General features: G+C 71.7%; 14 protein-coding genes and 2 pseudogenes. 5 read left to right on the top strand and 11 right to left on the bottom strand.

Annotated features, from left to right (window positions below; translation table 11 throughout):
* Positions 1-33 precede the first annotated feature (33 nt).
* From QP939_RS24500 to QP939_RS24475, 6 genes and pseudogenes are all read right to left on the bottom strand, one after another.
* Positions 34-2,349, bottom strand: a complete 2,316-nt coding sequence (locus tag QP939_RS24500) for a molybdopterin-dependent oxidoreductase (RefSeq protein ID WP_285459145.1) — start codon at positions 2,347-2,349, stop codon at positions 34-36.
* Positions 2,346-3,371, bottom strand: a complete 1,026-nt coding sequence (locus QP939_RS24495; RefSeq protein ID WP_285459144.1) for an LLM class flavin-dependent oxidoreductase — start codon at positions 3,369-3,371, stop codon at positions 2,346-2,348. Before QP939_RS24495 ends, QP939_RS24500 begins: the two co-directional genes overlap by 4 nt.
* A pseudogene (locus QP939_RS24490) lies at positions 3,368-3,860 on the bottom strand (SRPBCC family protein). Before QP939_RS24490 ends, QP939_RS24495 begins: the two are co-directional and overlap by 4 nt.
* A 68-nt stretch (positions 3,861-3,928) precedes the next feature.
* A complete protein-coding gene (locus tag QP939_RS24485) occupies positions 3,929-4,432 on the bottom strand; it encodes a winged helix-turn-helix transcriptional regulator (RefSeq protein ID WP_285459143.1) in 504 nt (167 codons plus the stop codon).
* A 32-nt stretch (positions 4,433-4,464) separates the two neighbouring features.
* Complete coding sequence (locus QP939_RS24480; protein WP_285459142.1) at positions 4,465-5,040, bottom strand: GNAT family N-acetyltransferase; 576 nt, start codon at positions 5,038-5,040, stop codon at positions 4,465-4,467.
* Positions 5,041-5,049: 9 nt separating this feature from the next.
* Positions 5,050-5,439 carry a cupin domain-containing protein gene (locus tag QP939_RS24475; protein ID WP_285459141.1) on the bottom strand — a complete coding sequence of 130 codons (390 nt, stop codon included), beginning with the start codon at positions 5,437-5,439 and terminating at the stop codon, positions 5,050-5,052.
* A 43-nt stretch (positions 5,440-5,482) separates the two neighbouring features.
* Between QP939_RS24475 and QP939_RS24470 the strand changes: the two genes are divergently transcribed.
* Positions 5,483-6,448 (top strand): GlxA family transcriptional regulator, encoded by a 966-nt coding sequence (locus QP939_RS24470; RefSeq protein ID WP_285459140.1) that lies wholly within the window; start codon positions 5,483-5,485, stop codon positions 6,446-6,448.
* Between the two features lie 104 nt (positions 6,449-6,552).
* Here QP939_RS24470 and QP939_RS24465 read toward each other — a convergent pair whose 3' ends face one another.
* Positions 6,553-7,146 carry a TetR/AcrR family transcriptional regulator gene (locus tag QP939_RS24465; RefSeq protein ID WP_285459139.1) on the bottom strand — a complete coding sequence of 198 codons (594 nt, stop codon included), beginning with the start codon at positions 7,144-7,146 and terminating at the stop codon, positions 6,553-6,555.
* A gap of 87 nt (positions 7,147-7,233) precedes the next feature.
* Between QP939_RS24465 and QP939_RS24460 the strand changes: the two genes are divergently transcribed.
* From QP939_RS24460 to QP939_RS24450, 3 genes are all read left to right on the top strand, one after another.
* Positions 7,234-7,680 carry a GNAT family N-acetyltransferase gene (locus tag QP939_RS24460; RefSeq protein ID WP_285459138.1) on the top strand — a complete coding sequence of 149 codons (447 nt, stop codon included), beginning with the start codon at positions 7,234-7,236 and terminating at the stop codon, positions 7,678-7,680.
* 40 nt (positions 7,681-7,720) lie between these two features.
* On the top strand, positions 7,721-8,788 hold the full coding sequence (locus QP939_RS24455) for an NHL repeat-containing protein (protein ID WP_285459137.1): 1,068 nt from the start codon (positions 7,721-7,723) through the stop codon (positions 8,786-8,788).
* Between the two features lie 332 nt (positions 8,789-9,120).
* On the top strand, positions 9,121-9,420 hold the full coding sequence (locus QP939_RS24450) for a hypothetical protein (protein WP_285459136.1): 300 nt from the start codon (positions 9,121-9,123) through the stop codon (positions 9,418-9,420).
* On the opposite strand, the gene QP939_RS24445 is transcribed toward QP939_RS24450, so the two are convergent.
* From QP939_RS24445 to QP939_RS24430, 4 genes and pseudogenes are all read right to left on the bottom strand, one after another.
* Positions 9,409-9,747 (bottom strand): EamA family transporter, encoded by a 339-nt coding sequence (locus QP939_RS24445; protein ID WP_352252710.1) that lies wholly within the window; start codon positions 9,745-9,747, stop codon positions 9,409-9,411. The two genes, QP939_RS24450 and QP939_RS24445, sit on opposite strands and share 12 nt — an antisense overlap.
* A 173-nt stretch (positions 9,748-9,920) precedes the next feature.
* Positions 9,921-10,232 (bottom strand): annotated as a pseudogene (locus QP939_RS24440) (multidrug DMT transporter permease); the annotation flags it as partial.
* The gene (locus QP939_RS24435; protein WP_285459833.1) at positions 10,232-10,681 is read right to left on the bottom strand and encodes a MarR family winged helix-turn-helix transcriptional regulator; all 450 of its coding nucleotides are present in this window, start codon (positions 10,679-10,681) and stop codon (positions 10,232-10,234) included. The gene QP939_RS24435 and the pseudogene QP939_RS24440, both read right to left, overlap by 1 nt.
* Before the next feature lie 221 nt (positions 10,682-10,902).
* A complete protein-coding gene (locus QP939_RS24430) occupies positions 10,903-12,384 on the bottom strand; it encodes an FGGY-family carbohydrate kinase (RefSeq protein ID WP_285459135.1) in 1,482 nt (493 codons plus the stop codon).
* Between the two features lie 95 nt (positions 12,385-12,479).
* Between QP939_RS24430 and QP939_RS24425 the strand changes: the two genes are divergently transcribed.
* The gene (locus QP939_RS24425) at positions 12,480-13,466 is read left to right on the top strand and encodes a LacI family DNA-binding transcriptional regulator (RefSeq protein ID WP_285459134.1); all 987 of its coding nucleotides are present in this window, start codon (positions 12,480-12,482) and stop codon (positions 13,464-13,466) included.
* The last annotated feature ends 29 nt before the right edge of the window (positions 13,467-13,495 follow it).

Raw genomic sequence — 13,495 nt, 5'->3', positions numbered from 1 at the left:
GGTTCCCACTATCGCTCAAAGGTCCGCGAAACGCTAAGACCGTCCACTCGCGACGGTCTCGCGCACGCGCGCGCTGTCCGCCTCGGCTCGCTCCCGCTCCTCGTCCGTCGCGGGCTCCAGCCGCGCCGGGACGTCCTTGTGGTGCGGGGTGCCCGCGATCGGGTCGCGGTCCCGCGCGTCGGTGAGCAGGTTGATCCGCGGGCCGCTGACCACGCGGCGGCCGTGGGCGTCCGGGTGCGCCATGCCGTAGCCGTGCGGCAGCGCGAGCTGGCCCGGCCGCAGCCCGGGATCGGCCTCGGCGCGGACGACGACCCGCCCGGACGGCGTCACCACCGCGACCCAGTCACCCGGCTCGGCCCCGATCGCCGCCAGCTCTTCGGGACGCGCCCGCAGCGCGCCGTCCGGGTCGGTGCGGCGCCAGCGCGGGTCACGCAGGATCTGGTTCGCGTTGTGCGCCCGACGCTGGCCGTTGACCAGCGAAAACGGGTACGCCGGGTCGGGCCGCTCGGCGGCCGGGTCGAGCGAGCCCAGCCAGTCGAGCAGCTCCGGCACGGCCAGCCGGACGCGCTCGCGGCGCAGCAGGCTCCACACCTCGTCCTGCTCGTGCGCCGAGAACGGCGTCGGCCCGGCCAGGATCCGCTCGAACAGCTCCTCCCCGAGCGCCGGGCCGGTGGCGGAAGTGCCCAGCGCGCGCTGGACGGGCACGGTCATCGTCTTCGCCGCGCGGTGGCAGCCCGCCCACAGCGGCGCGATCGACGCCGCGCCGCCGGGCAGTGTCTCGCCCAGCGTCCGGTACAGCAGCACGGGCAGGATCGCCGCCCGCTCCGGCATCGCCTCGACCAGCGCGCCGATCCCGGCCTGCAGCTGCGCGCGCGGCCCGGCGGCCAGCTCCGCGAGAACGTCGGACGGCGGCAGCACGCCGAGCGCGTCGAACAGCCGCGTGTAGATCTCGGCCTCGACGAGCGTGCCCGGCAGCGGGTCCAACAGCGGCGGCCGCAGCTGGAAGTAGTTCGTCGGCCACTCGAAGGTGAAGAGCGTGAACTCCCACTTCTCGTGCTGGGAAGCCGCGGGCAGCACGTAGTCCGCGAGCGCGGCCGTCTCGGTGTAGGCGACGTCGACGACCACGGTCAGCTCGGCCTCCCGGAGCGCGCGCTCGACGTCCCGCGTCCCCGCGAACGTGTTGGCCGGGTTCGACGACTCGACCCACACCGCGCGGACCCGGTTCGGGTGGTCGGCGAGGACCTCCTCGGCCAGGGTGTTCGCCGGCAGCAGGCCGCCGATGTACTCGAAGCCGGTGATCTCGGAGCGCTGCCCGGTCGTGGTGCCCCACAGGGGCAGCAGCCACGAGTGCGGGTTGTTCGTGCCACGCCGGCCGAAATGGCCGGTGAGCAGGTAGAGCAGTTTTTCGAGGTAGCTGTTGAGCGTCGAGTGCCGTCCCTGCTGGATGCCCAGCTCGACGCGCACGGTCATGGCCTCCGCCGCGAGGATCAGCTCGACCGCGCGCTCGACGTCCACACGGGACACTTCGGCGTGCGCGATCCACTCGTCCACCGGCACTTTCGCCAGCACGGCGGCGACCTCGTCGAAGCCCTCGGTCCGCGTGGCCAGGAACTCCTCGTCCGCGCCACCGCGTTCGAGCAGCAGCGCGAGGATCGCGCCCAGCAGGTAGGCGTCGGTGCCCGGCCGCAGCGGCAGGTGCAGGTCGGCCATCTCCGCGGTCTCGGTGCGCCGCGGGTCGATCACGATCATCCGGCGCGCGGGGTCGTTCTTGAGCGTGTTGAGCGCGTGGCGGGCGTTGCTGAACCCGTGCGCCTGCCACGGGTTGCAGCCGAGCACGACGAGCAGGTCGCAGTGCTCGACGTCCTCGGCGGTGTGCACGATCGTCGAGCCGAACAGCTGCCCGTTGACCCAGAAGTCGCCGGTCTTCTCCTGCGACAGCGCGTTGAAGTGCCGGGTCGAGTTCATCCACTTCAGCAGCGACGCGCCGTACGCGCCGCCGGAGTGGTTGCCCTGGCCCCCGCCGCCGACGTAGGCGAACGAGCCGGGCCGCCCGGCCGCGGTGTCGGCGTCGCGGATCGCGTGCAGCTTCGCGGCGATCTCGGTGAGCGCGGTCTCCCAGTCGATGGGCTCGTGGGTGCCGTCGGGACGACGCCGCAGCGGCGTGGTGAGGCGGTCGTCGTGGTCGCCGTACCAGGTCAGGCGCTGCGCCTTCTGGCAGAGGTAGCCGCCGGAGCGCGGGTGGGCCTTGTCGCCGCGGACGCGGGTGATCTTCCGGCCGTCGAGCCGCACCTCCAGCCCGCAGTTGAGGTAGCAGAGGCTGCACGCGGTGCGGTGCCACTCGCCGGTCATATCAGCTCCAATGCGCGGCCGAGCGTCGCGAGACGCGCGTCGAGGGTTTCGCCTGCGGGGTACAGCCGGACGGTGTCGATCCCGGCGTCGCGCCAGACGCGCAGCCGGGCCCGGACCATCTCTTCGGTGCCGATCAGCGTGGTGCCCAGCACCATCTCGTCGGTGACCAGCGCGGTGGCGCCGTCGCGGTCCCCGGCCTGCCAGCGGTCGCGGACCTCGGCGGCGACGTCCGCCCAGCCCTGGCGGCTGTAGGCGTCGTTGTAGAAGTTCGTGCTGGCCGAGCCCATGCCGCCGAGGCTGAAGGCGAGTTCCTTCTTGCGGCTGCCGACCAGCGCGCGCAGCTCGTCTTCGTTGTCCGCGAAGGCGACTTCGGCGCCCTGGCAGACGTCGATGTCCCCGCGCGTGCGTCCGGCCTTCGCGAGCCCGGCGTCGAGGTGGGTGAAGTACGCGTCGGCGCCTTCGGGGACGAAGCTGGTGCCGAGCCAGCCGTCCGCGACTTCGCCGGTGAGTTCGAGGAGCTTCGGTGAGAGCGTCGCGAGGTAGATCGGAATGTCCGGGTTCGGCGCGGTGGACAGCCGCATCGGCCGCGCCTCGCCGGGCAACGGGATCTCGAACGCCTTGCCGGAGAAGGAAATCTTCTCCCCCGCGAACGCCTGGCGGATGATCTCGACGGTCTCGCGCATGCGCGTCAACGGCTTCGCGAACGGGACGCCGTGCAGGCCCTCGATCACCTGCGGGCCGGACGGGCCGAGGCCGAGCGCGAACCGGCCGCCGGAGAGGTCGGCCAGCGTCAGCGCGGCCTGCGCGATGGCGACCGGCGTGCGCGTCCCGAGCTGGATGATCCCGGAGCCGAGCCGGATCCGGTCGGTGCGGGCGGCGAGGTAGCCGAGCGCGGACGGCGCGTCGGAGCCCCAGGCTTCGGCGACCCAGCAGACGTCGAGACCGAGCTTTTCCGCCTCCAGCACGAAGTCCAGCGTCGTGCGCGTGTCCGTGGAGAACTCAACGGTGGTCGCGGTCTTCATCGGCCCTCGATCCGCTCCTTGATCGCGGCGAGGTTGCCGGTCATCGCGGTCTCGAACTCCCGCAGCCGGACGAAGACGATCTTCTGTTCCTTCTCCGGCATCCGGTCGATGGCGAACGACAGTCCGGACCGCCCCGGGCCCATCTGCATCCACTGCGACAGGCGCGTGCCGCCGTTGTCGGGCTCGAGGGTGAACTTCCAGATCGCGCTCGGTTCGGCCGGGTCCGCGACGGCCCAGGCGAACACACGTGGCGCCTCGCATTCGACGACGTACGACGTCGTCTCCCACTCGCCGAACGCGTCGTGCTTGCTCCGGCCGAGGAACTTACGGCCTTCCTCGCACCACTCGACGGACTGGAGCTTCCGGGCTCAGCTCGGGCATCAGCGAGATGTCCGAGACGACCGGCCAGACGTCCTCGGGAGCGGCGTCGATCCAGGTCGAGACCTCGGCCGTCGGCTTGTCCGCGTACCGCGCGCCGGTCCACTCCATCGTGGTCGCCACCCCTCTCATAGGCCGTTGACCACGATAGTTGCGTAGATAGACCTACGCTGTCAACGTCACTCCTGCGCCGCGAACCGCGCTTCGACGTCCGGGCGGTGCGCCAGCCGGGGCGGGAATCCGGGGCCGCGGCGCATCCGCGTGTCGGCCGGCGTCATCGGCTCGCCGCAGTCGGCGCAGACGATCTCGGCGTGCGTGTCGTGCCCGCAGGCGAGGTGGTGCACGGTGATCGGCGGCCCGGCTTCGGTGGCCAGCCACTTGTCGCCCCAGCGGGTCATCGCGAGCAGCACGGGGTAGAAGTCGCGGCCCTTTTCGGTGAGCACGTAGTCGTAGCGCACCGGCTCGGTCTGGTAGGCGACCTTCTCCAGCAACCCCTCGTCGACCAGCCGCTTGAGCCGGTCGGCGAGGGTGTTGCGCGCGATGCCGAGCGCCTGCTGGAACTCGTCGAAGCGGCGGACGCCGTAGAAGGCGTCGCGGAGCACGAGCGGGGTCCACCAGTCGCCGAGCAGGTCCATGGTGCGCGCGATCGAGCACGGCCACTGCGCGAACGATGTCCGTTTCATGCGGCCGAGAGTACGCCGTTTCGGAGAAGGACTCAGCAGGTCAACCGCATGACGACCCGCCGCGCGGTCGGACGGCTGACCTCGGTGTACCCGGCGTCGGCGAAGATCCCGGTGGTGCCGACGAACAGCTCGCCGGGCCAGGCGACCTTCCGCCCGGGCTCGACGGCGATCGGGTAGCCCTCGACCGCGCGGGCGCCCCGCTCGCGGGCGAAGTCCGCGGCCGCCTTCGCCAGCGCGGCGCTCACCCCGCGACGCCGGAAGCCCGCGCGGGTGACGAAGCACGTCACGGCCCAGACGCCGTCGTCGTCCGGGTCTTCGTCGCGGCCGTCCCAGACCACGCGGCTGGCGCGCAGGCGGCGGTAGGCCGTGCGCGGTTCGACCGCGCACCACCCGGCGGGCTCGCCGTCGAGGAAGGCGACGAGCCCGGTCGCGTGGTCGGCGGTCTGTTCGCGGAACCGCTCGGCGCGCTCCCCCGGGGTGCTCGACCGCCACTGCGCGGGCGTTTCCTTGAAGAACTGGCACCGGCACCGGGCGGGGTCCCCGCGGTCGCCGAAGATCGCCTGCAGGTCCGCCCAGGACGCCTGGTCCACCGGGACGACAGTCAGCATGCCCCGACGTTAGACCAGGTGGCCGGTGGTGACGTCGACATGGTCGGGCACCTGGTCGTGCGCGTCGCCGACGGTGAGCGTTCCCGCGGGTTCGACCAGCAGCACGCTCGCGCCCGCCTTCGAAGACGGCTTGTGGAACGTGCCCTTCGGCACGACGAAGACCTGTCCCCGGGTGAGCGTGACGACGCGCTCCTCCGGGTCGCGCAGGCCGATTTCGATCTCGCCGTCGAGGACGAGGAAGAACTCGTCGGTGTTTTCGTGGACGTGCCAGACGTGCTCGCCGGCGAACTTCGCCAGGCGGATGTCGTAGTCGTTGACGCGGGTGACGATCCGCGGGCTCCAGGCGGCGTCGAAGCTCGCCAGGACTTCGGTCAGGTCGATCGGGTTCATGCCGTTCATCCTCGGCCTGGTGTTCCCCGGCGACGAGTGCTAGGAATCGCACATGCCGCAAGAATTCTCGCACCGGGTCGTGGCGATCGTGACGGCCGAGTCGAACCCGTTCGAGATGGGCGTCGCGACGGAGCTGTTCGGGTTGCGGCGGCCCGAGCTGAACCGCCCGTGGTACGACTTCGCGCTCTGCTCGGTGACACCGGACGTGCGGATGAACCTGGGGATGTTCACGTTGTCCGGGGTGGCCGGGATCGAGGCGGCGGACACGGCGGACACGCTGATCGTCCCGGCCCGGCCGAACACGGGAGTGCCGACGGACCCGGCGATCCTGACGGCGATCCGCCGGGCGGCGGCCCGGGGAGCCCGGCTGGTGAGCTTCTGCACGGGTGCGTTCGCCCTGGCGGAGGCGGGCGTGCTCGACGGCAAGCGCGCGACGACGCACTGGCAGTGGGCACCGGAGTTCGCGGCCCGCTTCCCGGCGGTGCGCTGGGAGCCGGACGTGCTGTTCATCGACGAGGGCGACGTGCTGACGGCGGCGGGCAGCGCGGCGTCACTCGACCTGGGGCTCTACCTGATCCAGCGCGACCACGGCGCGGAGGTGGTCAACGCGGTCAGCAGGCGCCTGGTGTTCACCGGCCACCGCGACGGCGGCCAGCGGCAGTTCATCGCCCGCCCGGTGCCGTCGGTGCCGGACACGTCGCTGGCGCCGGTGCTGGCGTGGGCCCTGTCCCACCTGGACGAGCCGTTGACGGTGGCCGACTTGGCCGCGCGCGCTTCGACGAGCCCGGCGACGCTGCACCGCAAGTTCCGCGCGGAGCTGGGGACGACGCCGCTGGCGTGGCTCACCACGGAGAGGGTGACGCTGGCGTGCCGCCTGATCGAGCGCGGCGAGCTGCGGCTGGACCGGGTGGCGGCGGCGAGCGGCTTCGGCACGGCGGCGAACTTGCGCGCCCAGCTGCGGCGGCACACGGGGCTCAGCCCGAGCGCCTACCGGCGCCGCTTCGGCCCCGCGGCCTGAACTCGCCTCGCCGCGCGCTGAAGGGGACTTTCCTCGCATGTGACGGGAGGAAAGTCCCCTTCAGCGCATCAGATGCGACGAACGTCCCCTTCAGCACACCGGCCTCAAGCCCGCGCCAGCCCCAGCTCGGTGAGCGCCTTGGCCAGGGCCTCCTGCTGCACCTTCGCCGGGTAAGCCACCGGATCGGCCGCGGCCAGCACGTTGAACCCCTCGGCCAACGCCACCAGGCTCTTCGTCGCCTGCTCGAGCCGCGCATCCGTCCATTCCGGACGGCAGGCGGCGATCAGCCGCCGGACGCGAGCCAAGAACGAGTGGTTCGCCACCCGGTGCCGCTCGGCCAGATCCGGGTCCGCCAAGGCCGCCGCCAGGAACCCCACCCAAACCCGGGACTCCTCGTAATGCCCGTGCGGCAGATCGATCGCGCACCCCAGCACCGCGTCCAGCGCCTCGAAGGCGTCCGCACTCGCGGCTTCAGCGGCGTCGGCCCGGACCGCGGTGCGCTCGTACAGCAAGTCGCGCGCGTGCAGCAACAACGCCTTCTTCGTCGGAAAAGCGTGCATCACGAGACCCGTCGTGCACCCGGCCCGCTCCGCGACCGCGCGCAACGTCAGCCCCGGCAGGCCGTCCTCGGCCAGCACCTGCCAGGTCGCGTTCGACAGCAGCTCGCGCTGCGCCCCCACGTCGCGCTGTCTCGGCACGAAACCTCCTTTGCGGGAAGCGTAACAGATGCTACGGTAACAACCGTTACGGAACGGGGGTACCACCTGATGATCGACTGCACCTTCGTGATCGACCCGGTGAGCTGGGATGATCCCGACGCCGTCCGCCTGCGCGACGCCCAGCGCACCGAACTCGACGCCCGCTACGGCACCGACAACCACGAACCGGGCGAGGTACCGACCGCCGATACCGTCCCGGTCTTCCTCGTCGCACGGGACGCTGACGGCACCGCCATCGGCTGCGGCGGCCTCCGGCTGCTCGAACCGGGCTCGGGCGAGATCAAGCGCATGTACGTGGCGCCGTCGAGCCGAGGCACCGGCGTCGCCACCGCCCTGCTGCGCGCGCTCGAGGACCACGCGCGACGCCTCGGCCTCACCCGCCTCCTGCTCGAGACGGGCACCGGCCAACCGGATGCGATCCGCTTCTACCAGCGCGAAGGCTACGAACCGATCGAGGCGTACGGGCCATACGTCGGCGAGACGATCTCCCGCTGCTTCGCCCGCGACCTCTGAGCCATCGGCTTTCCGATGTCCGGCCCAGCTTGAGCTATTGGTGACGGGCCCGCACCGGGCCTACCGTCGACGGCACGGCGATCTGGGGTTCTTTTCGCCGTTCCGACCCAAGACGGAGTTTCCCCTGCGCATCAAGCTGATCGGTGCCGTGCTGGCCACGGCCGCCGCCTTCGCCCTCACCGCCGAGCCCGCGCGGGCGGCGTCGAGGCTCATCCCCCTCGACGCCGCCGCCGGGCAGCAGCCGGAGAACATCGCACTGGAGCCCGACGGCTCCGCTGACCTCACCTTCGCCTGGACCGGCGAGATCGGCCGCGTCACCCAGGACGGCCGGGTGCGCGTCCTCGCCCGGATCCCGGTGCCCGCCGACGGCGACGTCCCGGTGGTGCACCGGAAGCTGTTCCTCGGCGGCATCGTCCGGGCCCCGGGCGGCGACCTCTACGTCGCCGTCTCGACCGGCACCGCCGCGACCGGCCTCTACCGCGTGCGGCCCGGCGCCGCGCCGGTCAAGGTCGCTTCGCTGCCGCCGTCCGGGTTCCAGAACGGCGTCGCGCGCGACCCGGCTTCCGGCGACGTCTTCGTCGCCGACTCGTTCGGCTCGGCGGTCTGGCGCGTCGAGCCGCGCACCGGGCGCGTCACCGCCTTCGCCGCCGGTGCGCTCCTCGCCCCGGTGAACGGCTTCGGCGCCAACGGGATCAAGGTCCACGACGGCGCGGTCTGGGTGTCCAATCTGGACCGCGGCACCCTGGTGCGGTTCCCGCTCGCCGGCGGGCCCGGCCGGGACGTCGCGACCGGACTCGGTCCCGTCGACGACTTCGCCTTCCGCGGCAACACGGTTGTCGCGGCGATCAACCAGGACAACCGGGTCGTGACGATCGGCCGCGACGGCACCCGCACCATCCTGTCCACTTCGGACGGACTGGCCAACCCGACGGCGGTCGCCGTCCGCGGCGACACGGTGTTCGTCACGGACGGCGCCTACTTCGGGGGTTCGCCGAACCTGCTTCAGGCGACGCTCGCCGCGAACACGTGCGGCGTCACCGCCACGACCTCCTTGCCCGCGGTCAGCGGGACGGAGTTCGCGAACACCCGGTACGGCACGGCCGGGTAGGCCGAGGAGACTCACTCACGCTCGGTACCCACCCGGTCACGCGTGATCGTCCTCTGTGAACTCACGTGCCCGTGTTCAGGTGAACACCGGCACGTGCATCCGCACGCGGATCCTGCACGCGGCATCCGCATCGACGTTCACGCGGAAACGGTTGCTGGGAAACAGAACCCACGCTATGTTGGCCACGCCCCGACGGGACCGCCATCGGCCACCGGGGCGCACGCTGCTCGGCGGGAGCGGGGAGGCCACCGCGCGAGAGAGCGTTTTCCGGACGGTAGGGGTCACCGCCGGCGCAGGAGGGAAGCAGTGCCTTGGTGTTCCGGGGAACGGTCATGGCCGACCGGGTGACCGAGCCGTACCTGGTCGCCCAGCACGACATCGCGGGTGAGCTGCGGCGCGGCCGGTGGTGCGTCTACCTGCACGAATGGCTCGGCGACGAGCACGACCTGGCGACCTGGCAGGCCCAGGTGGCGAGCCACGCCGCCCGGTCCGGCGTCGAGGTGTGCTTCGTCGAGATCCCGCGCAAGGACATGACGCTGGTGGCGAACGTCCGCGCGCTGCCGAGCTTCGAGCAGGTCACCGAGTCGGTGGCGGCGCTGGAGCACTACCGGGACCGCCGCTCAGCCGAGTGAGACGAGGGCGATGGCCGCCCCGGCACCGAGCAGGCCGGCCACTTGGGCGCGGTTGAGCCGTTCCCGCAGGAAGACGAGCGCGAGCAGCACCGGAACGGCGGGGTAGAGCGCGGCGAGCACGGCGGCGACGGCGAGGATCTGCTGCTGCGCGGCGAGCAGGTAGAGAACGGTGGCGGCGCTGCCGCAGGCCCCGGCGAAGACGGCGGGCCCGACCAGCCGCGAAGGCAACCGCCACGGCGCGCGCGTCGCGGCGACGAGGCTCGCGATGACGACGACGGAAACCGCGCGGCTGACCACAACGGGCCAGAACCCCACCTCGGCCGGAATCCGCGACAGGGCGACGAAGTGCGCGGCGAAGCCGAGACCGGCGACGAAGGCGTCGGGGATCCCCGCGGCGGTGCGTTTCTCGCCGGTACCGCGCGAGACCAGCCACAGGGCGGGATGGCGCAGCAGACCCCGGAGAGGGCGGCGGGCGAGAGCCGCTGCCCGAGCAGAAGCAGTCCGAAAAGGACCGGAAGGACCACGGCGGCGACGTCGCTGGTGCGCACGACGAGGCTCATCGCGCCCTTCCCCATGGCCCGGTAAAGGAAGGCGACGCCGATTCCGGTCCCGGCACCGGAGAGAGCACCCCACCCGAGCGCGCCAAGGGTCGGCGAGCCGCTGACGAAGGCGAGCGGAAGGGTCACGACGGTCCCGGCGACCTGGGCGTGAAGAGAGACGGTCATGCCCGGCGCCCGGCGCGACGCGAGCCCGCTGACGAAGTGCGTGACCCCGAAGCACAGGGCCGAGACGAGCGCGAGGACGTTCCCCATCAGGACCTCCGTTCGGCCTGCCCCACCGGACAGAGTTGCGCATCGGCGACGCAGCACGCGCGATCGCAGAGACGGCACATGAGGTCGCCGGAGCGGACTTCGGCGTGCAGGCCTGGCAGGAGTTGTTCCAGGGCTGTTTCGAGTGCGGCGTGGTCGTCGACTGCACGCAAGGCGGCGACGAGGACTTTTTGCCGGGCATCAAGGGCCCGCGCGGCGGCGGCGCGGCCGGAGCGCGTGAGGACGACGGCGACCGCGCGGCCCTGCTTGGCCTGCCGCCGGACCAGGCCGCGGGCTTCGAGCTGGTCGAGCATGCGGGCACAGGCGGGCTGGCTGAGCCCGATCCGCTGGCCGAGTTCGGTGCCACCGAGGCCGGGAAATTCGGTGAGGACGACAAGGGCGGAAGTCCCGCTGAGGCTGACACCGGCCGCCCCGGCGGCGGCTGCGGTCATCCGGTCGGACAGGTTCAGCACGGTTGCGCCGAGCAGGTTCGCCAGGCGTGATTCATGCATTACTCATGCATAGCAGGTCGCGTGGGGTGGGGCAAGTCGGCGGCGGCTTCTCGAGCCCGGAAGCCGTTGTCGTGAATGAGTCATTCAGGACCTCCGAAGACCTGAATGACTCATTCACGACGTCCGGCGAGCCCGGCCGAGCAACCGGACCCGGCCGTCACTCAGCGAGCCTCGCGCTGCTGCGCAGCCAGAAAGTGAGCCGTCCCCGCGGTCACCTCGTACAGCGCCCGATAATGCCGATAAAACTCCTCATACCGAGCCGAATTCCCCGGATCGGGCGTCACGGTAGCCGCAATAGGATTGCCGCGCGAAGCATCCATCCCCACCGCCTCCGCGGCCAGCAAGGCATCCCCCAGGCAAGCCCCGATGGTCTCAGCCGGGATCTGCTGCGCCAGCCCGGTCACATCCGAGACGATCCGAGTCCACAACCCACCCTTGGTCCCACCCCCGACAGCAACCAACCGCCCGGCAGCCCCACCGGCATCAGCCATCGCCTCCAGGTTGTGCCGCACCCCGTAAGCGATGCCCTCCAACGCCGCCCGATAAATCTCGGCCCGGCCATGCGTAGTAGTCAACCCAGCCAACACCCCACGCGCGTCAGGGTCGAACAACGGCGTCCGCTCCCCCGCGAAGTACGGCAGCATCAACAAACCCCGGCTCCCCGGAGACACCAAAGCCGCCTCAGCAACCAATTCCGCGTACGAAGCCCCGACAAGCTTGCGCAACCAGTCGGTCACCGCGCCGGACGTCGCCATCCCCGCCGCCAGCGTGAAACTCCCCGGGACCACTCCCCGCGTCCCCCACAACCCGGGGTGCGGGCGCGGCTCGGACAGCACCTGGATCAAGAACATCGTCGTGCCGTACATGACCATCACGTCGCCCGGCTCGCGGACACCCACACTCGCCGCCTCGGCCCACGCGTCGATCGTCCCCGCCGTGACCGGCAAGCCCACCGGTAGCCCCGTCAACGCCGCCGCCACGGGCGTCACCTCGCCCGCGATCTCCGTCGACCACAGCAGTTCCGGCAGCGGCAACCCCGGCGCGACCCGCTCCGCCCAGTCCGTCGCCCACTTCCCCGCCACCAAGTCGTACAGCGGCGTGCACTGGCTCGCCGAATGGTGGTCCAGCACGTACCGCCCGGTCAGCCGGTGCACCAGGAACGAGCTCGCCATCAGCAGCTTCTTCGTCCGCGCGTAGACCTCCGGCTCGTGCCGCGCCAGCCAGCGCACCTTCGGCCCGACCGCCTGGCTCGTCAACGGTGACCCGCCGCGCGCGAGGATCTCCGACGCTCCCAGCTCCGCGTTCAGCGACGCGATCTCGGCGCTCGCCCGCGTGTCGACGCCGTACAAGATCGCCGGCCGCAGCGGCTCGCCCGAGGCGGTCGCCGGGAGCAAGCACGGCCCGATTCCGCTGATCCCCAGCGCCGCGAGGGGACGGCCGGCCGCCGCGCGCAGCAGGTCCGCGACGATCTCCGTGAAATCAGCCCACCAGACCGTCTCGGCGTCGTGCTCGAACCAGCCCGGCCGCGGCGTCGAGACGGCGTGCTCGCGCACCGACCGCGCGAGCACCGCGCCGCCCGGGTCCACCAGCACGCCCTTGGAACTGGCCGTGCCGATGTCCACGCCGAGCAGCAGCCCCGTCATCCGCCCCTCCACGGACCAACCTGCGGGAAATCGATTACCACCACGCTATGGTGTGCCGGGGGCAGTGTCAACGACGAGAGCGAGCGAGGACGCGGGTGGCGACGATCTCCGACGTGGCGGCGCTGGCCGGGGTCTCGACCGCGACCGTGTCCCGCGCCCTCAACGGCAAGTCCACTGTGGACCCGGTGCTCGCCGAACGCGTCGCCAGGGCGGTGGAAGAGCTCGGCTACACCCCGAACGGTCTCGCGCGCAGCCTGCGCCGCCGCGAAACCGCCGTGCTGGCGCTGATCATCTCCGACGTCGAAAACCCGTTCTTCACGGCGATCGCGCGCGGGGTCGAAGACACCGCGCAGGCCGCCGGATTCTCGGTGATGCTGTGCAATTCCGACGAGAACACCGCGAAGGAACGCCGGTACGTCGAGGTCGCCGCGCAGGAGCGGCTCGCCGGCGTGATCATGTCGCCGACCACCGGCGACAGCGACGTCCGGCCGCTGACCACGCACCGGACCCCGATCGTCACGGTCGACCGGCGGCTCGGCTCCGCGGAGTGCGACGCCGTGCTCGTCGACTCCCGCGCGGCGGCTCGCGAGGCCGTCCGGCACCTGGCCGCCCAAGGCTACGAACGGATCGGCTGCATCGCCGGCCCGCCGGGCGTCACGACCGCGGACGAGCGGCTCGACGGTTACCGCGACGGACTCCGCGACGCGGGCCGGAAATACTCAGCGAAACTGGTGCGCCGCTGCGAATTCCGCGAAGCCGGCGGACACGAGGCCGCGACGCAGCTCTTGCCGAAGGCCGACGCGCTCCTGGTCTCCAGCAGCACGATGTCCGTCGGCGTGCTCCAGGCGATGGCCGAGCGGGGCCTCCGATCGGGGCGCGACGTCGGGATCGTGTCGTTCGACGACGCGCCGTGGGCGACGCTGATTTCGCCCGCGCTGACCGTCGTCGCCCAGCCCGCCCACGCCATGGGCCAGCTGGCGGCGCGCCTGCTACTCGACCGCATCGGCGACCGCGGCGCGCGCCCGGCGACCACGACGACGATGGCGGCGCAGCTCATCGTCCGCGGCAGCTCCACCCCCTGAACCCCCGAGCTTTCACGTGAAAGCTCGGG

It is taken from the genome of Amycolatopsis nalaikhensis, from assembly GCF_030264295.1.
Lineage (GTDB): Bacteria > Actinomycetota > Actinomycetes > Mycobacteriales > Pseudonocardiaceae > Amycolatopsis > Amycolatopsis nalaikhensis.
Note: the sequence above shows the minus strand (reverse complement) of the source record. Positions and strands in the feature narration are given on the sequence as shown.